Raw genomic sequence first — 22,360 nt, forward strand, 5'->3', positions numbered from 1 at the left:
GTGACTCAAGTATTAAGAAAATCAATTGAAGTTGGTGGCAGAACGTTTACTATGGAAACTGGTAAAATGGCTAAGCTAGCTGACGGTTCAGTGTTAGGCGCTTATGGGGATACTGTTGTTTTAGGAACAGCTACTGTTTCAAAAGCACCAAGGGAATGTATAGACTTCTTTCCATTAACAGTTGATGTAGAAGAAAAAATGTATGCTGCAGGTAAAATACCTGGTGGCTTTATTAAACGAGAAACAAGACCTGGGGAAAGGGCTATTTTAACGGCTCGCTTAATTGATAGACCTATTAGACCTTTATTTCCAGAAGGTTATAAAAGCGATATTCAGCTAGTAGCAACTGTTTTATCAATTGAGCCAGATAATGAGGCTGATATTATTGCTATAAACTGTGCATCAGCTGCATTACATTTGTCTAGAGCGCCATTTATGGGGCCTATTGCAGCTGTTAGAGTTGGTTATATAGATGGGCAATACATTATTAACCCTAATGAAGAGCAACGAGAAGTTTCAACTGTTAATTTAACAGTTGCAGGAACTAAAGAAGCTGTGATGATGGTTGAGGCAGGCGCTAAAATTGTACCTGAAACTGTTATGATGGAGTGTATTCTTAAAGGTCATGATGAAATTAAAAAGCTGGTTCAATTTATTGAAGATTTTAGAGAAGAAGCATCAACTATGGGATTATGTGGAGAAAAAATTGATTTTAAACCAGAAGAAAAAGATGAAGTATTTTTAAATCAAGCTGCTTTACTTATTAAACCCGCAATTGATGAGTGCATTGAATACATTTTAGAAAAAGATTTAAGAAAAGAGAAAAGAGATGAGCATCTAGGCTCTCTTAAAGAAGCATTAATTGAGACTTTCTTTGAAGATAAGGCGCAGATTATGGAAGAAAAACCTATCGTTATGAAATGGTTTAAAGAGCAATTTGATGCACTTGAAAAAGAAGCTTTTAGAAACTTAATTTTGGATAGGAAAATTAGAATTGATAATAGGAAATTGACTGAAGTTAGACCGATTACTTGTGAAGTGGATTTATTGCCAAGAACCCATGGATCTGCTCTCTTTACACGTGGCGAAACACAAATTTTAAGTGTAACAACTTTAGGTCCAAATAGGGATGAGCAAATGGTTGATGATATTAATTTATCTGGCTCCAAGCGTTACATGCACCAATATAATTTCCCGCCTTATAGTGTTGGAGAGGCTAAACCAATGAGAGGGCCAGGCAGAAGAGAAATTGGTCATGGTAATCTTGCTGAAAGAGCCCTTTTAGCTGTTTTGCCTAGCCAAGAAGACTTTCCATATGTAATGCGTGTTGTTTCAGAAGCATTGAGTTCTAATGGTTCGACATCAATGGGCAGTGTTTGTGGTAGTTCTCTATCCTTAATGGCGGCTGGTGTACCATTGAAAAGCCCAGTATCTGGAATTGCCATGGGACTGATTAAAAGAGGGAATGACATTGCCGTTTTAACAGATATTCAAGGTATGGAAGACCATCTTGGAGATATGGACTTTAAGGTAACAGGAACTGAAGAAGGTATTACTGCTCTGCAAATGGATATTAAAATTGCTGGTATTAATAGAGAAATTTTAGAACAAGCATTAAACCAAGCAAAAGATGGTCGTATGCACATTATGGGCATTATGAATGAAACAATAAAAGCAGGGAGAAATGAGTTATCTGATTATGCACCTAAAATTATTACTATTCAGGTACATCCAGATAAAATTAGAGAAATTATTGGACCTGGTGGCAAAATGATTAAAAAAATCATTGAAGACACTGGCGTAGGTATGAACATTACTGATGATGGTATTGTTGAAATTTCTGCTGTTGATAGGGATTCTTTAAAAAAAGCAAAAGAAATTGTAGAAAAAATTACATCTCAAGTAGAAATCGGTAAGATTTACAAAGGTAAAGTAATGCGTGTTACAGATTTTGGTGCTTTTATTGAAGTTATTGAAGGTGTTTACGGTTCTTTTGGTAAAGAAGGCCTTGTACATATTTCTCAATTAGATACAAAACGTGTAAACAAAGTTGAAGACATAGTAAAAGAGGGAGATCAAATTCTAGTTAAAGCGACTGAAATTGACCACTTAGGTCGTCTGAAGTTGTCAAGAAAAGAGGCTCTTTTAGATGAACAAAAAAGTAAAGACAGCTAGACCATTAACCAGTCGGTCTTTGTTTTTAGTTTTCTTAAAAGTAGGTACACTAGTTTTAGGAGGGGGTCCTATTATATTAGTGGCCTTTAGAAGTGAAATTGTAGACATGAGACAATGGATGACAGCTGAAGAATTTGATTTAAGGTTACCCATTGTACAAAGTTTACCAGGTCCTTTTGGATTAAATGGTGCTTTCATGTTAGGTCACCTTCTTTTAAAAAAGAAGGGGGCCTTGCTGGGTATCATTGGTATACTTTTTCCATCTACAGCTATTATACTGGTACTCAAATTATTGGTGAGTAGCCAAGAATTCATACCGATTCTATTAGAGAAGTTTTTATATGGTGTTAACTTAGCAGCTAGTGGATTAGTCTTTTTAATGGCTCTTGATTTATTGAGAAGGTTTTCTAAGAAGAAGGTTCCTATTGCTATTTTTTTAATTACCTTAATTGGCGTATTAGTTTTTAAATTAACGCCACTTATATTCATAGCCATGGCTATTATTATCGGTGTTCTTGTTGCCTTAATAGGAGGTAAGACAGATGATATTAGTTGAGCTTTTTTTAACATTTATGATGATTGGTCTTTTTGGCTTCGGCGGAGGCTATGCAATTTTACCAGTTGTTGAGAGAGAAGCTATGAATCATAGTTGGTTGACTAAAGAGCTTTTTAATAGGTATGTAGGATTCTCGAATATAACTCCTGGACCTGTTTCCATTAAAATGGCAACTTGGATTGGCTTGGAACAAGGTGGGTTCTTTGGTTCTTTAGTTGCAACCATTGGGTTTGCACTTCCTGGATTAATTTTAACTTATCTGGTATTGAAAGCTTGGGATAAATATAATGAGAGACAATGGTTTCAAAATGTAAATTTTTATTTAATAAGTGTTATAGGGGCTTTGTTTGTGCAAACAGCAATCTTGTTATTTTCAGGGGTCCCATTTAGTATGATGGGTATAGTGATTTTTGTCATTATATTCCTATTGGCTTTAAGTAATAAAATAAGCAGTATTGTTCTGCTATTGCTGGGAGGTTTACTTGGTATGATTCTTTTATAGGGGGAATACAGATAAAAGGAGCAAACAGGTATCGTGAAAAGAAAAACTTTAGTTATTCTTTCAATTTTAATATTGCTACTAGTAGTAGCAATTTGTATTACTTTTTTTAAAGAAAATTCATCACCTGAGGATAGTTTATTGACTTATAAAGTGGAAAATTCTGTTATTGAAAATAATACGGCTCATATTAAATTTACTGTTACTGTTGAAAGAGGGAAAAACATTGACCCTATTTCACAGGTACGGTTAGTTGAGGAGAATAATTTAGCATCTTATCCAATAAATGGTTATCCCAAAATTTTGCTTTCAAAAGGTGAAAGCAAAGAATTTCAATTTACATTTCATTTTCCAAGTTCGGAAAAAGCTACTCTTGAAATCACCAGCAGTGGTGGCAATACTGAAAATCTTGTATTGTCTTTTCCAGAAGTTGCGACAAGAGAACAAGGAGTGAAGATTGAGGATTCTTCTTTAGCCATAGGGGAAGATTTGACAATAGGAAGCTCAGAAAAATATTTAGTAAATAATTATCGCTTTTCTCAAGTGGGGGATACACTACCGCCAGAAGGCATGGTCTATTTAATTGTTAATATGACATTGGAAAATGTGAGTGATTACAAAGGAACTGTAGTCTATCTAAACAAAGATAATTTTAGTCTAAAAAATTACGCTGGACAATTTTATGAAAAAGGTAGTGATAAAGCTGTAGGGACAAAAAAAGCTGATAAGGATGCTTTACAGAAGGGTGAGAAGACTGCTTTTGATGTGGCTTTTGTAGTTCCTAAAACTGAAAAGAAATTTCAGTTATTTTTAAATGGAAAAAAGATATTTATTATCGAAAAAACTGAAAAGCAATAGCCTTTTTACAAAATGTCTCACAGTAAAGCTGTGGGGCATAAATTTTACAAACAAAAAAGCAATGACTATTCTGATTATTATCACTGTCATTTGCTTTTTCCGAATTACAACTATTAATTTTTTGAGCATGTTTTAACAGTACGCCACTGACTGCAAACTTTTTTATGCTCTTTCTACTTTTCCTGAACGTAAGCAACGGCTACAAACCATTTGTTTTTTAACTGTTCCATTTTTTTCAACACGTACTGGTTGTAGGTTAGCATTCCATTTTCTTCTTGTTTTAACATGGGAGTGGCTTACTCTGTTCCCAGATATCTGACCCTTACCACATACTGCACATTTTGCCATAACGGCACCTCCTGTCTATTAAAAAAACATATTACATTCAATATTATCTAACATGCTTTTAAATTATAGCAAATAATTCTTTAAAAAACAAGGTTTCATACTAGAGAAAATTATTTACTTAGTAATTATAAAAGAGTTCTTTATTTATGGTATTTTTGGTATAATGATATAAGTAATAGATAAACATTTTAAGGAGGAGTTATAATGGTTGAGTTAAAAACAACAGATTCAGGTAAAATTGATATTTCTGAGAATCTAATTAGCAAGGTTGCAGGTAAAGCCGCAATTGAATGCTATGGTGTTGTAGGTATGGTATCAAGAAACTTTAGAGATGGTATTCAAAAGTTTTTTGGTAAAGAGCAATATGATAAAGGCGTTGAAGTTGTTAATACAGATGATAAATGCCAAATTAATGTTCATGTGATTTTAGCTTACGGTGGAAAAATCGATGCTATAGCTCAAAATGTGATGGATCAAGTTGTTTATGCAATTGATCAATATATCCCAAATTTAGATAAAGTTGTCAATGTTTATGTTGATGATATTTCCATTTTAAAATAAAACAGGAGGACTTTAATATAGTGAAGTCAATAGAAAAAGTTGAGGTTTTATTAAACATGATGAAAGCAGCTGGTGCTCAGCTAGAATCTCAACGTGAAGAAGTGGATAATCTAAATGTCTTTCCTGTTCCAGATGGGGATACAGGTACCAATATGTATTTAACAATTAAAGGTGCTTTAAAGTTTATTGAGGACAGTAGGCCTGAAACCTTTTCTCAATTTTCTGAGAGTTTGTCTAAAGGAGCTCTTATGGGAGCAAGAGGTAATTCAGGAGTAATATTATCTCAAATATTTAGAGGTTTTGCTATGGGGATACAAAATCAAAGTACAATAGATGGGAAAACATTGGCTCAAGCATTTACACTTGGAGAGGAAATTGCTTATCAGGCTGTAAAAAAACCAGTTGAAGGAACTATTTTAACGGTTATGAAAGGCATTAAAGAAGGTGCTAATAAAAGTGCAATTAGAAAAAATGATGTTCTCTTTGTTTTAGAGGAGAGTATTAAGGCTGGAAATAAAGCTTTAGAGAAAACGCCAGAATATCTCCCAATTCTTAAAGAATCTGGTGTAGTTGACGCTGGTGGTAAAGGTCTAATGGTTATACTAGAGGGGCTATACAGAGGTGCATTAGGCAAATCTGTAGTTTTTGAGTCTCCAGAAGATGTTATTCAATCCTCTATTTTTGATGAAGGGATTCAAAATGTAGAAGATATTAAATTTGCTTACTGTACAGAGTTTATTATTTTAAATCCTACAAAAAGCAATGAACAATTAAGAAAAGACTTAGATGATCCTAAAAGAGGTGATAGTTTAATTACTATTGCTGCTGATGGTATTGCTAAAATCCATATGCATACTAACCATCCAGGTGAACTAATTGAATATGCAATTGGTGTTGGTCCTGTCACCAATATAAAAATTGACAATATGTTAGAACAGTTTGTAAAAAAACATCCAAACAAAAATATTACTAAAGAAACTGAAAAGCAAAAGCCCTTTGGCTTTGTTATGGTGGTTCCGGGTAGTGGTTTAGGGGATATAGCTAAAAGCATGGGCGTTGACTCTATTTTAAATGGAGGACAGACTATGAACCCAAGTACCCATGATATTCAAGAAGCTATTGCTACAGTAAATGCTAAAGTTGTTTATTTATTGCCCAACAATAAAAATATTATTTTAGCTTCAGAACAAGCAGCTGAATTAGTAAAAAATAAAAAAGTTATTGTTGTTCCAAGTACTAATATCCCTGAAGGGTTTAATAGTCTTTTAGCATTTAATGAGGCTAAGAAACCAAAGGAAAATTTAGCAAGTATGAAAACATCTTTTAGAGAGATAACAGCAGGGGCTATTACTTATGCAGTAAGAGATACATCAGTTAATGGCTTAGTTATCAAAAAAAATCAGATATTGTCGATGATAGGCAAAGAGATTATTGCTGCTACGAAAACTATTGATGAGTCTATGGATATATTTTTAGAAAAAGCTTATAAAGATCAAGATATTCTAACACTATATACAGGCAATATGGTTTCTAAAGAAGATGGAACAAAGATGAAAAAAAGAATTGAAAAGAAATATCCTGAGTTAGAGGTAGTCTTATTTGAGGGTAAACAACCTGTTTATTACTACATTCTATCTCTAGAATAGGACATATAAATTTGATTGATAAAAAAATATATAAAAATGGGCTAACGGTAATTAAGTCTTTGATACCGGATAGTTTATCAGCAGTATTTGGTGTTTTTGTAAAAGCTGGTACTCGGAATGAAACTAAAGATAACTTTGGCTGTGCCCATTTTTTAGAGCATATGTTTTTCAAAGGTACAGCAACTAAAACAGGTCGTGAACTAGCAGAATCTATGGATGAAATTGGTGGTATAATTAATGCTTTTACAAGCCATGATTATACTTGTTTTTATAGCCATAGTCTCAGCGAAGATTGTTCTTATGCTTATGATGTTATTAGTGATATGCTATTAAATAGTTTATTTGACAAAGGTGAAATAGAGAAGGAAAAGAAAGTAATTTTTGAAGAGATGAATATGTATGAGGATGAACCAGGAGGCTTAGTTGTAGAAACATTTACAAAAAAGCTTTTTGTTGGAACACCTTTAAGCAATAGTATTTTAGGTACGGTTGAATCTTTGAAATCAATTAATCAGGAGAAATTACTTGATTTTTTTAATAAATACTATAGACCTGAGAATATAATAATTGTACTGGCAGGTCATTTTAATGAAGAAGATTTAACGAAAAAAATAGAGAATACATTTGGTAAGATGGCTAAAGGCGCTTTTAAAGACGCTCCCTTAATTGAAACAAGCGGCATTAAGCCTTTTAACTACCATGCTATTATGAAAGAAGATGTAACCCAAGTTAATTTCGCTTTAGGCTGTCTTGGTGTAGCTAAAACCCATTCTAACTATTATGCTTTAGAGCTATTAAGTACGCTATTAGGTGAAGGTTCTAGTTCCTATTTGTTTTTGCAAATTAGAGATGCATTAGGATTGTGTTATGATATTGGCAGTTTTAATTCTTCTTTTTATGAAACTGGAGAATTAGTAATTCATGGTGCTACAAGTATTGAGTCCTTTCCCAAAGTGCTTAAAACTGTTGCTGAGCTTTTAGATGATATGGTGAAAAATAGTGTAAATGAAGGAGCATTTTTACGAGGTAAAAAACAAATGGTTAGTCAGATTGTTTTAGCCAGTGAAGGCATTCTTAGTAAACTTAGATTGGGCAATAATTTTCTTTATAATGGTAGAGAAGTACCAGTGTCAGAAGCAAAAAACTTAATTGAATCTATTCCTTATGCAGATTTTAATTTATTTGTTAAAGGGTTTTTGAAAAGAGAAAATATGAGTTTGTCCTTAGTAGGACCTAAAGGAATGGAAAATTTTAAAGAGAAATGGAGATTGACTCAATGGGGAAATTAAAAATAAAGCTAATGAGAAATCATTTTAAATTAGAAGAGGTTCTACCTGAATATAAGACAGTTGGCTCAGCAGGAATGGATTTAAAAGCCGCTTTAACAGATCCAGCTACTATTAATCCAGGGGAGAGAAAGCTAATTCCAACTGGTATAGCTATTGCTCTTGACCATGAAGAAGAAGTTGGCTTAGTTTATCCTAGAAGTGGTTTGTCTACAAAGTTTGGGATTGCTTTAGCAAATGGAGTTGGTGTAATCGATAGTGATTATAGAGGGGAAATATTTTGCCCATTAATTAATTTATCAGACCAGATGTATGTTTTAAATCCTTTAGAGAGAATGGCTCAATTAGTAATTATGCCAATTAAAAAGGTTGAATTAGAGGTTGTTGATGATTTAGAAGCTACTTGCAGAGGTGAAGGTGGCTTTGGTTCTACTGGAAAATAGGGAAAATATATTTACGGAAGTATTATTTTATGTTACTATATTAGTAGAGAGACCTTAGTAGGAGGATACATATTTGAAGAAATTTATGATTGCATTAGGCGTTCTGTTGATTATTATTGGATGCGGTATTTTGATTGGGAAATTTGTAATGGATAAGATGAATACTGATAAAATGAATGGATTAACTGAAACATTTATGACTAATATAGATAGTAAACAGGAACCTATTGTTGAAAATAGTGGCAATCCTATTGCTGTTTTAGAGTTTCCTAGATTTGGTGATCAAGTTGCTGTAACAGAAGGTGTTGATTTAAGTGTTATCGCCTATTCAGCTGGCCATTTTCCGGAGACGCCATTGCCTTGGGAGGACAGTGGTAATTCAGCATTTGCAGCACACAATGACACTTTCTTTAAGAATGTAGAAAAATTTGTGCCTGGGGATAAAATAATTGTTCATTCAAAAGAAGGACGTTTTGAGTATCGAGTTACAGGACTTAAAGAAGTGGATCTGAGTGATGTTAGTGTTTTGGAAAATGTAACTGATCGTAAAAAAATTACTTTAGTTACTTGTAACTTTACAGGATCTACTCGTGTGATTGCATTTGCAGAAGGTGGCGAAAAAATTTAATATTAATGAATTGACATTGGTTAAGGAGTTTAGTATAATGTTTAGAGCAAGAAGAAACTGCCTGTTTCTCACCTTATGGCAATGCTAATAAGGTTAATATTAACCAGAACAATAATAATGTGTTCAAAGTGTTATATAGATAGCAGGCTGTTTGGCCTGCTATTATTTTTTTGGAGGTGACTATCATAAGCAAAGAAGCTCGAGTAAATGAAGATATACGTGCAAAGGAAGTTCGGGTTATTGATGATAGAGGTGAACAACTGGATATTATGCCTATTAGAGATGCAATTCAAATTGCGAGAGAAAGAGGTTTTGATTTAGTTGAGGTAGCCCCTAACGCTAAACCGCCGGTGTGCAGGATAATGGATTACGGAAAGTTTAAATTCGATCAGTCAAAAAAAGACAAGGAAGCGAAAAAGAAACAAAAAACAATTCAGGTGAAGGAAATGAAGCTTCGTTTAGGAATTGAAGACCACGACTTTAAAGTTAAGGCTAAAAACATTCAGAAATTTCTAGGGGAAGGTCATAAAGTAAAAGTAACTATTATGTTCAGGGGTCGAGAGATGAACCATCCTGAAATCGGAAGAGCACTTTGTGATAAATTAGTTGAGTTTTTAAGCGAATATACCAGTGTAGAAAGAATGCCAAAACATGAAGGCAGAAACATGATTATGATTTTAGCACCAAAAAACGTTTAAATTGAGGAGGGACTAATAGGATGCCAAAAATGAAAACCCATAGAGGGGCAGCAAAGAGAATTAAAAAAACCGGAAGCGGAAAATACAAGGTAGCTCATGCAAATAGAAATCATATTTTAGAGAAAAAGACTAATAAAAGAAAAAGACATTTGAGAAAATCTGATATTCTTTGTGCAGCGGAAGCTAAGAAAATTAAAGTATTATTACCATATTTATAGGATAGAGGAGGTACATAAGACATGGCAAGAGTTAAAAGAGGCGTCAGCGTAAAACGCAGACATAAAAAAATATTAAAGCTAGCAAAAGGATATTTTGGAGCTAAATCTAAACTATACAGATCAGCTAATGAGCAGGTTATGAAGTCTCTATCTTATGCATATGCGCATAGAAAGAAGAAAAAAGGCGACTTCAGAAGACTTTGGATTCAAAGAATTAATGCAGCAGCAAGAATTAATGGATTATCCTATAGCCGCTTCATGGGTGGTTTGAGAAATGCAGGCGTTGTTGTTAACAGAAAAATTTTAGCTGATTTAGCTGTTCGTGATAGCAATGGTTTTGCACAATTGGTAACTGTAGCTAAAGATAATTTGAAATAATAAAAAAGATCGTTTTACGGTCTTTTTTATTAAGGAGGAAATTTAATGGAGGATATTTTTTCAAAGGACAATGAACGGGTTAAGCTATGGCGTTCTTTATTAGCCAATAAAGGAAGAAAAAAAGAAGGGAAATTTCTACTTGAAAGTATAAGGGGCATTGAAGAAGGATTGATTAAAGGCTTTGAACCAGAAGTATTAATTGTAAGGGAGGGGATGGTAATACCGGAAGCTTTTAGACGAATTGAAACAATAGTGTTTTTAGAAACAGGGCCATTTAACTCATTATGTGACACTGAAAATAGTCAGGGCTTTATCGGTATCTATCCTATCCAGCCATTAAATATGAGACTATTAGATAAGTGTCAACATTTATTTTATGTTGATGGCATTCAAGATCCAGGTAATCTAGGTACTTTAATTCGCTCAGGTGGAGCCTTTAATATAGATGGTCTACTTTTAGGTGAAGGAACTGTAGATCCATATAATAGCAAGGTTTTAAGAAGCACTATGGGAGGGATTTTTACTTTTCCGATATTTGAAGTGACTTTGGAAACTATTGCTGTTTTAAAGGAAAAAGGTTTTGAAATAGTAGCTAGTACATTTAATGGTTTACCTCTTGAAGAGTGGCAACCGGCAAAACCGTTTGTGTTGGGAATCGGCAATGAAAACAAGGGTTTAACGAAAGAGTTTATAGCTTTAGCTGATAGAGAAGTAACAATTCCGATGGTTGGTCTTGAATCATTAAATGCTGGTGTTGCTGGAAGTATTTTTATGTATAAAAATTATAACCCAATTAATCTGTAGCATGATTTATGATGCATTTAGCGGATATCTTTGTTATAATGTATTTCATATAATTATAAGTAGGAGGTTTATATTATGGATTTAAAAGGTTCAAAAACAGAAGCTAACCTATGGGCTGCATTAAATGGAGAATGTCTAGCAACAAATAAGTATTTATACTTTGCTAAACAAGCCAGAAAAGATGGTTATGAGCAAATGGCAAGAATTTTCGAAGAAACATCACATAATGAAAAGGCACACGCAAAAATTTGGTTTAAAAAACTAGGTTAATTCGGTGACACAAAAGCAAATCTTGCTTTATGTATTGTTGGTGAACACTATGAGAATGCGGAAATGTATCCTGGATTTGCTAAAGTTGCTCTTGAAGAAGGGTTTATTGAATTAGCTGGACTATTTAATATGGTTGGTGCTATTGAAAAGGGTCACGAAACTAGATACAGAAGTCTACTTGATAATATTGAACAAGGTAATGTCTTTAAAAAAGACACGCCTCAAGAGTGGATTTGCTTAGAGTGTGGTAATGTTTATATAGGACCAGAAGCACCATCTACTAACTGTCCTGTCTGTGACCATCCACAAGCTTACAGAGCTATTTACAAAAAAACATATTAGTCATAATTGAAATCTAAAGCATCCTATATCTTAGCTATAGGATGCTTTTATTAAGAAGGGCTTTTTACTTAATTTAAATATAGGTAAAATAAAACAGATAGTTTGAGAAAATTGAAAGGAAGTGCTATTATGCCAATATTGAAAGTTGCTTTACTTCAAGTTTCGGTAAATAGAGACTTGGGGAAATGCGTATCGCAAACCGCAAGCTTATAAAAGTATTTTGTCTAGTTATATTTACTCGCCATTTAAAAGAAATGACGCAAGAAGAGATAAGCATGTATCATTAAAAAACTGTGTACTTATCTTCTTGTTTATTTGACAAAAGGTTGAAAAAAGGTTAAAATGTTTACAATGCTTAACTTTTAAAGGAGATGATATAGATGAGTATTGTATTAATAGGAGGACATGACAGAATGGATCGTCGCTATAAAGAAATGGGTAAAGAGAAGGAGCATCGAATAAAAGTCTACACGCAGATGCCGGCTCGATTTGCTAAATCTATTGGTAATCCAGATGCTATTTTGTTTTTTACGAATACTGTTTCCCATAAAATGGTCAGAGTAGCCACGTCGGAAGTTAAAAAATTGAAAATACCAGTATTTAAAAGTCATGGTAGTAGTGCGGATTCATTAAAAAACGCTATTAAAATTCTTGAAGATTCCCTAAAGGGTAAAAAGGTATAAAAGTCCTTTTTACCCTTTAATTATAGTGGGAAAAAGGGTATAATATTAAGTGGAGTAAAGATTATAAGGAGGCGTTTTTTGTAATGATAAAAATAGGAATTAATGGATTCGGAAGAATTGGTAGATTGGTGCTTCGAGCAGTCGGAAACTATCCTTCTGTTGAGGTTGTGGCTATTAATGGTACAGCAGATGAAAAAACTACTGCCCATCTTTTTAAATACGACTCAGTCCATAATACCTTCGATGGCACTGTAGAGGCTGGTAAAGGTTCAATTATTGTAAATGGAAAAGAAGTGAAGTTGTTCACAGAAAGAGAACCAGCTGATATCGATTGGAATTCTTTTGGGGCTGAAATCGTTATTGATTCTACAGGTCTTTTTACAGAGGCTGAATTAGCTAAAGCTCACTTAGGAGGTTCTGTTAAAAAAGTTATCCTTTCCTCACCGGGGAAAAATGAGGATATTACAGTTGTATTAGGTGTTAATGAGGATAAATATGATAAAGATAATCATCATATTGTTTCTAATGCATCCTGTACTACAAACTGTTTAGCACCTGTTGCCAAGGTACTTAATGAAAAATTTGGTATTATCAGAGGTGTAATGACAACAATCCACTCCTACACAAATGATCAGAAAATTTTAGATAAAAAACATAAAGATTTAAGACGTGCAAGAGCTGCTGCTCTTTCAATGATTCCAACATCTACAGGTGCTGCTAAGGCTGTAGGTTTAGTTTTACCAGAATTAAAAGGGAAGCTAAATGGTATGTCTATGCGTGTTCCAACACCAAACGTTTCCGTTGTAGATTTAGTTATGGAACTTAATAAAAGTGTTACAAAAGAAGAAGTGAATAAAGCATTTAAAGATGCTAGTGAAAATGAATTAAAAGGTATTTTAGGCTATACAGACGAACCTTTAGTATCTCATGATTTTAATGGTAATCCTCTTTCTTCAATTATCGATAGTGATTTAACAATGGTAATGGAAGACAACATGGTTAAGGTTTTCTCTTGGTATGATAATGAGATGGGCTATGCAACTCGTTGTGTAGACTTAGCCGTTTATATGGCAAATCAAGGGCTTTAGGAGGATATTAATCTTGAATAAAAAGTCTATTACAGATTTTAATGTTGCTGGTAAGAAAGTATTAGTGCGTTGCGATTTTAATGTGCCTGTCAGAGACGGCGTGATTATTAACAGTGCGCGTATTATGGCATCTCTTAAAACCATACAATACCTGATTAACGAAAAAGCAAAAGTAATCCTAATGTCTCACTTCGGTCGACCTAAAGGAAAACCAGATAGTAAATATTCATTGGGATTTGTAGCAAAATATTTGGGGGCAACAATAGGGCAACCTGTATTGTTTGCCGATGATGATGCCGTTATCGGTGAACAAACAAAGGCATTAGTGAAACTTATGAAAGATGGGGATGTTTTACTGTTACAAAATACCCGTTTTCGTAAAGAAGAAGAAAATGATCCAGGATTTTCAAAAGAGCTAGCTTCATTAGGGGATATTTTTATTAATGATGCCTTTGGAACTGCTCATAGAGCCCATTGTTCAACAGTTGGTATTGCAAATTATTTGCCATCTGGAGCAGGGTTTTTATTGAAAAGAGAAATAGACATTTTAGATCAGGTCCTCAACAAGCCTAAGAAACCTTTTGTAGCTATTCTAGGTGGTTCAAAGGTTTCAGATAAAATTGGGGTTATTAATAATTTGGTGGATAAAGTTGATTCCTTAATTATTGGCGGTGGCATGATGTTTACTTTTTATGCTGCTATGGGTCTCGATATTGGGAAATCTCTTTTAGAAAAAGATAAAATTGATTTAGCAAAAGGTATTTTAGAAAAAGCCAAAAGAAAAGGGGTAGAAATTCTACTGCCTGAAGATGTTGTAATTGCGGATGCTTTTTCTAATGATGCCCATTATGAAATAGTCGATAAAGAACACATAAAGGACAATATGATGGGATTAGATATTGGTCCTAAGTCAGTGAAACAATTCCAAAAAGTAATTCTGGAAGCTGAAACTATTTTTTGGAATGGTCCAATGGGTGTTTTTGAAATGAGTAATTTTTCAAAGGGGACATTTGGGGTAGCAACAGCTATGTCTGAATCTAAGGGAATAACAGTTGTAGGCGGTGGAGACTCTGCGGCTGCAGTTGACCTAGCAGGTTTAGCCAATCAAATGACCCATATTTCAACAGGTGGTGGCGCTTCTTTAGAATTTATTGAAGGTAAGGAGTTGCCAGGTATTGCTGCTTTAGAAGATCAACTTAGACCTACATTTATCTGTGGAAACTGGAAAATGAATACCACTATCCAAGAAGGTAGTGCTTTATTACAAACTATTATGGAGGGACTAAATGGTCGTCAAAAAGTTAAAGTAGCTATTTGCCCACCATTTACCCATTTAGAGCATTTCAAAGCAGTTATTGAAAATAGCCCAATTAAAATAGGCGCTCAAAATGTTCATGAAAAGGACGCGGGAGCATTTACAGGTGAGATTGCAGCTCCGATGCTTACAGACTTGAAAATGGATTATTGTATTATTGGTCATTCAGAAAGAAGACAATTCTTTGCTGAAACTGATGAAAAGGTTAATTTAAAAGCTAAAAAGTTATTAAAATATTTTATTACACCAATTCTTTGTTGTGGAGAATCATTAGATGTTAGAAATAATTGCGAAGAAAAAAAATATGTGGCTTCACAAATAATAAAAGGGTTTGAGGGTATTAAACCAGAATTGGCTAAAGAAATTATTGTGGCATATGAACCAATCTGGGCAATTGGCACAGGTGAAACTGCCACAAAAGAACAAGCAGAGTCTATGTGTAGTTTTATTAGAAAAACATTAGGGGAGCTAGGATATCCTTCAGAGAAAATTCTTATTCTCTATGGAGGCAGTGTTAATAGTAAAAATGCACAAGAGCTTTTATCTTGTGAGGACATTGATGGTGCTTTAGTAGGAGGGGCTTCTTTAAAGGGAGAAACATTCCTAGACATTATTGAAAGTGCTTTATAAGAGAGGACAATAATAGATGAAACAACCAGTTGTATTATTAATATTAGATGGATGGGGAAACAGAGAGAAGAAAGAAAACAATAGTGTTTTACTTGGTGAAACACCTAATTATTGTAGTATTTTGAAAAACTATCCTTCTACAGAATTAAATGCTTCTGGTACATTTGTTGGCTTGCCAGATGGACAGATGGGTAACTCAGAAGTTGGCCATCTAAACATAGGCAGTGGTCGTATTGTTTATCAAGATTTAACGAGAATTGATAATGCTATTGAGACAGGCGCTTTTTTTGACAATCGTGTTTTAAAAAAAGCTATTTCCAATGCAGTTCTTAATAAAAAAGCAATTCATTTCGCTGGCCTATTATCTGATGGTGGTGTTCACAGCCAGCTTAGCCATCTTATTGCTCTATTAAAAATGAGTAATAAACTGGGAGCGGAGGAAGTTTATGTTCATGCTATCTTAGACGGTCGAGACGTACCTCCTTCATCTGCTATGGTCTATATAAAGAAAATTGAAGCAGTGTTTAAAACAATGGGTATTGGTAGTTTGGCCAGCATTGCTGGTCGCTATTATACTATGGATAGAGATAATCGTTTTGAGAGATTAGAAAAAGGTTATGCTATAATGGCCTTAGGAAAAGGCCTTAAAGCCAATTCAGCTGAAGAAGCTTTGCAAATGGCTTATGAACGTGGTGAAACTGATGAATTTGTTTTACCTACAGTTATTCTCCATGAAGGGAAACCTGTCGTAATTGAAGATGAGGATACTGTGGTATTTTTCAATTATAGAAGCGATAGAGCGAGAGAGATTTCTAGAGTATTTCTAGATCCATCTTTTAAAGGATTTGAAACAAAGCATATTAAGGTTAACTATATTTGTATGACAGAATACGATAGTACATTAAAAGGACCTATTGCTTTTCCTCCAGAACACCTCCAGAATACTTTAGGCGAATACATTAGCAAGAGAGGATTGAAGCAACTTAGGGCTGCTGAAACTGAGAAGTATGCCCATGTTACCTTTTTCTTTAATGATGGTATTGAAGCCCCTAATAAAGGAGAGCATCGTATATTAATTCCGTCCCCAAAGGTTGCAACCTATGACTTACAACCAGAAATGAGTCTACCTCAACTAACAGATTCTGTTTTAGAGGCACTTGATAAAGATATTTATGATGTAGTCATCGTTAACTTTGCTAATGGCGATATGGTAGGGCATACAGGTATTTTAGAAGCTGCAATAAAAGCAGTTGAGGCAGTTGATAAGGCCTTAGGGAAGGTAGCTGAAAAAGTGTTGGAAAAGAATGGACAACTCTTAATTACCGCTGACCATGGAAATTGTGAAACCATGGCAGATGAAAAATCAGGGGAGCCATTGACATCTCATACATTAAATCCTGTTCCTTTTATTTTAGTTTCAAAGGCAGGAAAGTCAGTTCAATTAAAACAAAATCAAAATTTAGCATTGAGAGATATTGTCCCAACTATATTATCTCTGTTGGGACTTGAGATACCTGAAGAGATGACGGGCAAATCTTTAATTATAAAGTAAGATAGGAGATAAAAATGGGTATAATTTCAGACGTATATGCAAGAGAAATACTAGACTCTAGAGGCAATCCTACTGTTGAAGTAGAGGTCTACTTAGAAGATGGTTTTATGGGTAGGGCAGCTGTGCCTAGTGGCGCATCAACAGGTGCTTTTGAAGCAGTTGAACTAAGAGATGGTGACAGCCGCTATTTTGGTAAAGGCGTACGCAAAGCTGTTGATAATGTTAATATGGTTATCGCTCCAGAAATTATTGGTTTAGAAAGTGATGACCAAGTATCTATTGATGCTATATTAATTGAGTTAGATGGCACGCCAAATAAGGCTCACTTAGGTGCCAACGCTTTATTAGGGGTATCATTAGCAGTAGCTAAAGCGACTGCAGAATCTTTAGGATTGCCATTGTATCGCTACTTAGGTGGTGTTAACAGCAAAGAATTACCTGTTCCTATGATGAATATTTTAAATGGTGGAGAGCATGCAGATAATAATGTAGATTTACAAGAATTTATGATTATGCCTGTAGGGGCACCAACTTTTTCCGAAGCTCTTCGCATGTGTACAGAGGTTTACCATAACCTAAAGTCTGTTTTAAATGAGAAAGGACTTAATACTACTGTGGGAGATGAGGGTGGTTTTGCACCTAATTTAAACTCCAATGAAGAAGCTTTAATCTTTATTTGTGATGCTATTGAAAAAGCAGGCTATAAGTTGAATGATGACTTTAAGATTGCCATGGATCCAGCAGCAACTGAATTTTATAATGAAAAAACTAATAAATATGAATTAAAAGGTGAGAATAGAGAATTATCAACGGATGAAATGATTGATTTCTATGCTTACTTAATTGGTAAATATCCAATTATTTCAATTGAAGATGGCTTAGCTGAAGAAGATTGGGATGGCTTTAAGAAAAAAACAGAATGTTTAGGGGATCGCTTACAAATTGTGGGAGATGATTTATTCGTAACCAATACAAAGCGTTTAGAAAAAGGTATTCAATTAGATACTGCTAATGCTATTTTAATTAAAGTAAACCAAATTGGTACATTAACTGAAACTTTTAATGCTATTGAAATGGCTCAAAAAGCAGGTTATACAGCTATTATTTCACATCGATCAGGAGAAACTGAAGATACAACAATAGCTGATATTGCTGTAGCTACAAATGCTGGACAAATTAAAACAGGTGCTCCATCTCGTTCAGATCGTGTTGCAAAATACAATCAACTTTTAAGAATAGAAGATGAATTAGGTGATTTAGCTGTTTACAAAGGCAACGATACATTTTATAATTTAAAGAACAAGTAATAAAGAAGGGAAGGATTAGCAATGAATGTTGTTTTATCTGTAATTATTGGACTTGTTTCTTTATTTCTAATCATTGTTATTTTGCTACAACCAGCTAAAAGCGCAGGATTCCAAGGGGATTCAACTGGTATAAATGAACAACAATTGTTTGGTAAAAATAAAGGAGCAGAGGCATTATTAAAAAAAGTAACTATTGTTTTAGGCATTATCTTTTTTATCCTAACTTTAGTTTTAGCTGCATTAGTATAGAAAAGAAGCTATTGTCCTAGGACAATAGCTTCTTTTAAGGAGGAGACATGGGTATAGACGAAATTTTAGAAAAAATAAAGGATAAAGATTATGCGCCTCAAACTGCTGAAGAATTAATAAAAAATTTTGGTATTGAGGAATTTAATATACCTCTTTTTATGAAAAATCTAGCTGAATTAGAAGAAAAGGGTTTAGTTATGCTTACCAAGAAAAGTAAGTATATTACACCTGAGAAAAGAGGCTATTTTTCAGGTGTTTTAACAGCAAATGTAAAAGGTTTTGCTTTTTTAAAAAAAGATGGTACTAAAGATGAATATTTCATTCCTAACAAAGACTTAAAGGGAGCTTTAGATAAAGATAGGGTACTGGTTTCACTGATTCCTAATGCAAAAGAAAAAAACGGAGAAGCAAAAGTAGAAAAAATATTAAAAAGAGGTACTAAAGGCTTTGTTGGTATCCTTACTTATTTTCGTAATCAATTAATTATTGAACCTGAAGACAGAAGAATATTCGGCAGATATACAATTGAAAATCCTGAAAAAGGGATGCAAAAGGGTGAGCGGATTTTTGTTGCTATTACAGAGTATGGTCAGCAGAAAAGAATGGGTAAAGTTAAAATGATGACTAAGTTAGAGACTAGTGGTGAGAGTGTTGAGGCCATAATTGAAAACATACTTTTAAGAAATGGCCTAGCTGAAGAATTTCCTGAAGCTGTTTTAGCTGAAAGCAATAAGATTCCTCAGACTGTTACAGAATCTCTTGAAGAAGGCAGAAGAGATTTAAGGGCATTACAAATGGTTACTATTGATGGAGAGGATGCTAAGGATTTTGATGATGCAGTATCAATTGAACTTTTAGATAATGGAAATTATAAGCTTGGGGTTCATATTGCTGATGTTAGCCATTATGTTAAAGAAGGCTCACACATTGATAAAGAGGCTTTTAAAAGAGGCACCAGTATTTATTTTCCTGGTCGAGTATTACCGATGCTTCCTGTTGCCTTATCAAATGGTATATGTAGCCTAAATATTGGTGTTGATAGAATGGCAATGACTGCAATGATGGAAATAAACAATAAAGGTAAAGTTGTTAATTATGAAATCTTCCCATCACTTATTAAAGTTGAGGAACGGATGACTTATACCAATGTTGCTAAAATTTTAAAAGGAGAAGACGAGGAGCTTCTTAAGCGTTATGAGCATTTAATTGGCTTTTTTAATGAGATGTCAGTGCTTGCTGATATTTTAGGTAAGAAGCGGGAGAAGAGAGGTTCTTTGTTTTTTGATTTGCCTGAACTCAAAGTAAATGTTGATGAAAATGCTAAGCCTATTTCTTTATCTATTCGCAAGAGAAATAAAGCTGAATCAATTATTGAAGAATTTATGCTAGTTGCCAATGAAACTGTAGCTGAACATTTGTATTGGCTAGAGTTTCCATGTGTTTACAGAATCCATGAAAGTCCACCTTTAGAAGGAATAACCCATTTTAATGAGGTTATGGGACCTTTTGATATTAAAATAGTAGTTGGAGGATCTGGTGAAATCCATCCTAAAATTTATCAGGAAATTATTGAAAAAATTCAAAATCACCCAATGAAAGATATGATTATGAATCTTTTATTGCGGTCTATGAGTCATGCAAGATATAATGTTGAACCTCTAGGTCATTTTGGACTTTCGGTAACTTACTACTGTCATTTTACTTCTCCTATTAGACGTTATCCTGATTTGGCTGTTCATAGAAGTTTAAAGGCTTCCTTCCAAGGAGCAGGAATGAGCATGAAGAAAAAATTAATGGCAAGAGATATTGCTGTTGCTACTGAAGCCAGCGAACGGGAGTTAGTAGCAGAATCTGTTGAAAGAGAAATCACAACAGTAAAAGTGGTTGAATATATGAAGCCTTTTGTTGGAGAGTCATTTAATTCCAGAGTTTCAGGTATGATTCATAGTGGAATTTTTGTACAGTTAGAGAACTTAGCAGAAGGATTTATTCCTTTTGCTACTTTGAATGGCTACCATGTTTTTTCAGAAACTGAAATGGTAGTAAGAGATGGTGGCAATCAAGTGTCATTTAAAATTGGGGATCCAGTAAGGGTCAAGCTAGTGGCTGCTAATATTGCTTTAGGTCACTTGGATTTTATTATAGAGGATGATAATAATGATGAAAATAGCTGATAATAAGAAGGCCTATCACGATTATTTTATTCTTGAAAAAATAGAAGTAGGCATTGTATTGACTGGCACTGAAATGAAATCAATTCGTAAAAGACGTTTAAATCTAAAAGATAGTTATGGCACAGTGGTAAAAGGTGAAATATTTTTAGAAGGGGTTCATATTAGCCCTTTTGAGGAGGGAAATCGTTTTAACCATGAACCTCTTAGAACTAGAAAACTCTTGCTTCACAAGAGGCAAATTAGCCGTTTAATAGGAAAAATTAAGGAAGAAGGACTTACGTTGGTGCCTCTTTCTTTTTATTTTAATGAAAGAGGAAAAGTTAAGGTTTCATTAGGACTTGCCAAAGGTAAGAAACTATATGATAAAAGACATGTTTTAGCAAAAAAAGAGTCTGATAGACAGATTGAGAGAGCTTTAAAAGAAAAAATTATTAATGATTGATATATTGAAACTCTTAATGTAAAATAAAGAGAGATTAATTAAGAGGAGGTTCTATATGATTGAAGATAAACTTAGAAGTATGATAGCTGAAGAGATTATGTTTGCTAAAGAAGCAGCAGAATATTTAGGAATCAGTGTTCAACGATTAAATAAATTAGTCCATAAAGAAGAATTGATTCCTGTCAGAAAAAGCCCTTCAGGCACTTTATTTATGAAACGAGATTTAGATGAAAGAAAGTATTTAATAGCTACAATAGGAAAAGAAATATTACTAACTGCTCTTCAACCTACCCTTAAAATCAATTCTCCTACTTTACAAGAAGCAGTGAATTACTTTACCATACAATCTTATTATGATTATGCTTATAAAAAAACCGAAACAAATTATGCCTTTATAACTGAAAAAAGAGATATGATTAATGTGCCTCTAACCCATTATTCTGAAGAATTAGCTGTCTATTTAGGAACAGACGAAGATGAATTAGGAGAGCGCTACAGAGCTACTGTTAGAAGTTTTGAAAAGTTAATGTTAACTGATCAAGTTATTAATAGAACTGATGAAGCCTATCCTTTTGAGTTGAAAAGGTTAGATTCCAGTCCTCTTTTTCTTTTTTTACGTGGAAATATTAAGCTTTTAGATACACCTATAGTTTCTTTGATTGGTACCAAAAATCCAACCCAGGAAGAAAAAATGCTAGCTTATCAGATTACTAAATTTTTAGGTGAGGATGGCTACTCCATTGCAACAGGTTTATCTAGAGGTGTTGATACGGTGGTTATGGAAACGGCTCATAGCAATAAAATACCCTCTATTGGGGTTATAGGTACACCTCTTAATAAGGCTTATCCTCGAGAAAATGAAGCTTTGCAAAAAGAAGTGAGCGCTATGGGAAATGGTTTAATTCTTTCACAGTTTTCTCCTGCTGCTCCTGTGAAAAGCTGGCATTTTCCTATTAGAGGAATGGTTTTAAGTGGTATTTCACAGATGACAGTAGTGGTAGATGTGTCTTTAAACGAAGGTGACTATAAACAAATTGAGTATTGTTTAAAACAAGGTCGCTTGGTTTTCTTTCCTTTTCCTAGAAAGGGGACTAAGAATTCTGATTGGGCTGACAAGTATTTAATGAAAAAAGGTGTTGTTTTATACAAGGATTATGAAGATTTTGTTAAGCAATTTAATTTAGTTGTAAATGGATAAAAGGAGCTAATA

General features: G+C 34.0%; 24 protein-coding genes, 1 pseudogene and 1 other annotated feature. Of the genes and pseudogenes, 24 read left to right on the top strand and 1 reads right to left on the bottom strand.

Annotated elements, in window-relative coordinates:
• From AZF37_RS03855 to AZF37_RS03870, 4 genes are read left to right on the top strand one after another with little or no spacing between them, the layout of a single operon-like run.
• On the top strand, positions 1-2,175 hold the full coding sequence (locus tag AZF37_RS03855; RefSeq protein WP_245612042.1) for a polyribonucleotide nucleotidyltransferase: 2,175 nt from the start codon (positions 1-3) through the stop codon (positions 2,173-2,175).
• Positions 2,150-2,731, top strand: coding sequence for a chromate transporter (locus AZF37_RS03860; protein ID WP_088369649.1), 582 nt, complete (start codon positions 2,150-2,152; stop codon positions 2,729-2,731). The genes AZF37_RS03855 and AZF37_RS03860 overlap by 26 nt, the downstream gene beginning before the upstream one ends.
• Positions 2,718-3,233, top strand: coding sequence for a chromate transporter (locus AZF37_RS03865; RefSeq protein WP_088369650.1), 516 nt, complete (start codon positions 2,718-2,720; stop codon positions 3,231-3,233). The genes AZF37_RS03860 and AZF37_RS03865 overlap by 14 nt, the downstream gene beginning before the upstream one ends.
• A gap of 33 nt (positions 3,234-3,266) precedes the next feature.
• The gene (locus tag AZF37_RS03870) at positions 3,267-4,088 is read left to right on the top strand and encodes a DUF4352 domain-containing protein (protein WP_162473873.1); all 822 of its coding nucleotides are present in this window, start codon (positions 3,267-3,269) and stop codon (positions 4,086-4,088) included.
• Between the two features lie 162 nt (positions 4,089-4,250).
• Here the strand turns inward: AZF37_RS03870 and rpmB are convergent, their stop codons facing one another.
• On the bottom strand, positions 4,251-4,436 hold the full coding sequence (gene rpmB, locus AZF37_RS03875) for a 50S ribosomal protein L28 (protein ID WP_088369652.1): 186 nt from the start codon (positions 4,434-4,436) through the stop codon (positions 4,251-4,253).
• A 204-nt stretch (positions 4,437-4,640) separates the two neighbouring features.
• Here rpmB and AZF37_RS03880 point away from each other — a divergent pair, with 204 nt between their 5' ends.
• The 20 genes and pseudogenes from AZF37_RS03880 to AZF37_RS03970 all read left to right on the top strand — a co-directional run bounded on the left by AZF37_RS03880 (position 4,641) and on the right by AZF37_RS03970 (position 22,348).
• Positions 4,641-4,997, top strand: a complete 357-nt coding sequence (locus AZF37_RS03880) for an Asp23/Gls24 family envelope stress response protein (protein ID WP_088369653.1) — start codon at positions 4,641-4,643, stop codon at positions 4,995-4,997.
• Positions 4,998-5,017: 20 nt separating this feature from the next.
• Positions 5,018-6,643, top strand: a complete 1,626-nt coding sequence (locus AZF37_RS03885) for a DAK2 domain-containing protein (protein WP_088369654.1) — start codon at positions 5,018-5,020, stop codon at positions 6,641-6,643.
• Positions 6,644-6,654: 11 nt separating this feature from the next.
• Positions 6,655-7,932: a M16 family metallopeptidase gene (locus AZF37_RS03890; RefSeq protein WP_088369655.1), complete on the top strand. Its 1,278-nt coding sequence runs from the start codon at positions 6,655-6,657 to the stop codon at positions 7,930-7,932.
• Positions 7,920-8,372: a dUTP diphosphatase gene (gene dut, locus AZF37_RS03895; RefSeq protein ID WP_088369656.1), complete on the top strand. Its 453-nt coding sequence runs from the start codon at positions 7,920-7,922 to the stop codon at positions 8,370-8,372. Before AZF37_RS03890 ends, dut begins: the two co-directional genes overlap by 13 nt.
• A gap of 73 nt (positions 8,373-8,445) precedes the next feature.
• Positions 8,446-9,000 (top strand): class D sortase, encoded by a 555-nt coding sequence (locus AZF37_RS03900; RefSeq protein ID WP_088369657.1) that lies wholly within the window; start codon positions 8,446-8,448, stop codon positions 8,998-9,000.
• Between the two features lie 42 nt (positions 9,001-9,042).
• Positions 9,043-9,174 (top strand) — a sequence feature (ribosomal protein L20 leader region).
• 2 nt (positions 9,175-9,176) lie between these two features.
• The gene (gene infC / locus AZF37_RS03905) at positions 9,177-9,698 is read left to right on the top strand and encodes a translation initiation factor IF-3 (protein WP_162473874.1); all 522 of its coding nucleotides are present in this window, start codon (positions 9,177-9,179) and stop codon (positions 9,696-9,698) included.
• A gap of 20 nt (positions 9,699-9,718) precedes the next feature.
• The gene (gene rpmI / locus AZF37_RS03910; RefSeq protein ID WP_088369658.1) at positions 9,719-9,916 is read left to right on the top strand and encodes a 50S ribosomal protein L35; all 198 of its coding nucleotides are present in this window, start codon (positions 9,719-9,721) and stop codon (positions 9,914-9,916) included.
• A 21-nt stretch (positions 9,917-9,937) separates the two neighbouring features.
• Positions 9,938-10,294 carry a 50S ribosomal protein L20 gene (gene rplT, locus AZF37_RS03915; protein WP_088369659.1) on the top strand — a complete coding sequence of 119 codons (357 nt, stop codon included), beginning with the start codon at positions 9,938-9,940 and terminating at the stop codon, positions 10,292-10,294.
• A gap of 45 nt (positions 10,295-10,339) precedes the next feature.
• Positions 10,340-11,098, top strand: coding sequence for a TrmH family RNA methyltransferase (locus tag AZF37_RS03920; protein ID WP_088369660.1), 759 nt, complete (start codon positions 10,340-10,342; stop codon positions 11,096-11,098).
• Positions 11,099-11,173: 75 nt separating this feature from the next.
• A pseudogene (locus tag AZF37_RS03925) lies at positions 11,174-11,536 on the top strand (rubrerythrin family protein); the annotation flags it as partial.
• Between the two features lie 63 nt (positions 11,537-11,599).
• Positions 11,600-11,710: a rubredoxin-like domain-containing protein gene (locus AZF37_RS13200; RefSeq protein ID WP_425425460.1), complete on the top strand. Its 111-nt coding sequence runs from the start codon at positions 11,600-11,602 to the stop codon at positions 11,708-11,710.
• 380 nt (positions 11,711-12,090) lie between these two features.
• Positions 12,091-12,393: a DUF2325 domain-containing protein gene (locus AZF37_RS03930; protein ID WP_088369661.1), complete on the top strand. Its 303-nt coding sequence runs from the start codon at positions 12,091-12,093 to the stop codon at positions 12,391-12,393.
• Positions 12,394-12,476: 83 nt separating this feature from the next.
• On the top strand, positions 12,477-13,481 hold the full coding sequence (gene gap, locus AZF37_RS03935; RefSeq protein WP_088369662.1) for a type I glyceraldehyde-3-phosphate dehydrogenase: 1,005 nt from the start codon (positions 12,477-12,479) through the stop codon (positions 13,479-13,481).
• Between the two features lie 13 nt (positions 13,482-13,494).
• On the top strand, positions 13,495-15,426 hold the full coding sequence (gene tpiA / locus AZF37_RS03940) for a triose-phosphate isomerase (RefSeq protein ID WP_088369663.1): 1,932 nt from the start codon (positions 13,495-13,497) through the stop codon (positions 15,424-15,426).
• A 16-nt stretch (positions 15,427-15,442) separates the two neighbouring features.
• Positions 15,443-16,978, top strand: coding sequence for a 2,3-bisphosphoglycerate-independent phosphoglycerate mutase (gene gpmI, locus AZF37_RS03945; RefSeq protein WP_088369664.1), 1,536 nt, complete (start codon positions 15,443-15,445; stop codon positions 16,976-16,978).
• Between the two features lie 14 nt (positions 16,979-16,992).
• Positions 16,993-18,285: a phosphopyruvate hydratase gene (eno, locus tag AZF37_RS03950; RefSeq protein WP_088369665.1), complete on the top strand. Its 1,293-nt coding sequence runs from the start codon at positions 16,993-16,995 to the stop codon at positions 18,283-18,285.
• Between the two features lie 21 nt (positions 18,286-18,306).
• The gene (secG, locus tag AZF37_RS03955) at positions 18,307-18,534 is read left to right on the top strand and encodes a preprotein translocase subunit SecG (protein ID WP_088369666.1); all 228 of its coding nucleotides are present in this window, start codon (positions 18,307-18,309) and stop codon (positions 18,532-18,534) included.
• A gap of 47 nt (positions 18,535-18,581) precedes the next feature.
• Positions 18,582-20,708, top strand: coding sequence for a ribonuclease R (rnr, locus tag AZF37_RS03960; RefSeq protein WP_088369667.1), 2,127 nt, complete (start codon positions 18,582-18,584; stop codon positions 20,706-20,708).
• The gene (gene smpB / locus AZF37_RS03965) at positions 20,692-21,150 is read left to right on the top strand and encodes an SsrA-binding protein SmpB (protein WP_425425445.1); all 459 of its coding nucleotides are present in this window, start codon (positions 20,692-20,694) and stop codon (positions 21,148-21,150) included. Before rnr ends, smpB begins: the two co-directional genes overlap by 17 nt.
• Positions 21,151-21,205: 55 nt before the next feature.
• Positions 21,206-22,348: a DNA-processing protein DprA gene (locus AZF37_RS03970; protein WP_088369669.1), complete on the top strand. Its 1,143-nt coding sequence runs from the start codon at positions 21,206-21,208 to the stop codon at positions 22,346-22,348.
• The last annotated feature ends 12 nt before the right edge of the window (positions 22,349-22,360 follow it).

The organism is endosymbiont 'TC1' of Trimyema compressum (assembly GCF_001584725.1).
Classification (GTDB): domain Bacteria; phylum Bacillota; class TC1; order TC1; family TC1; genus TC1.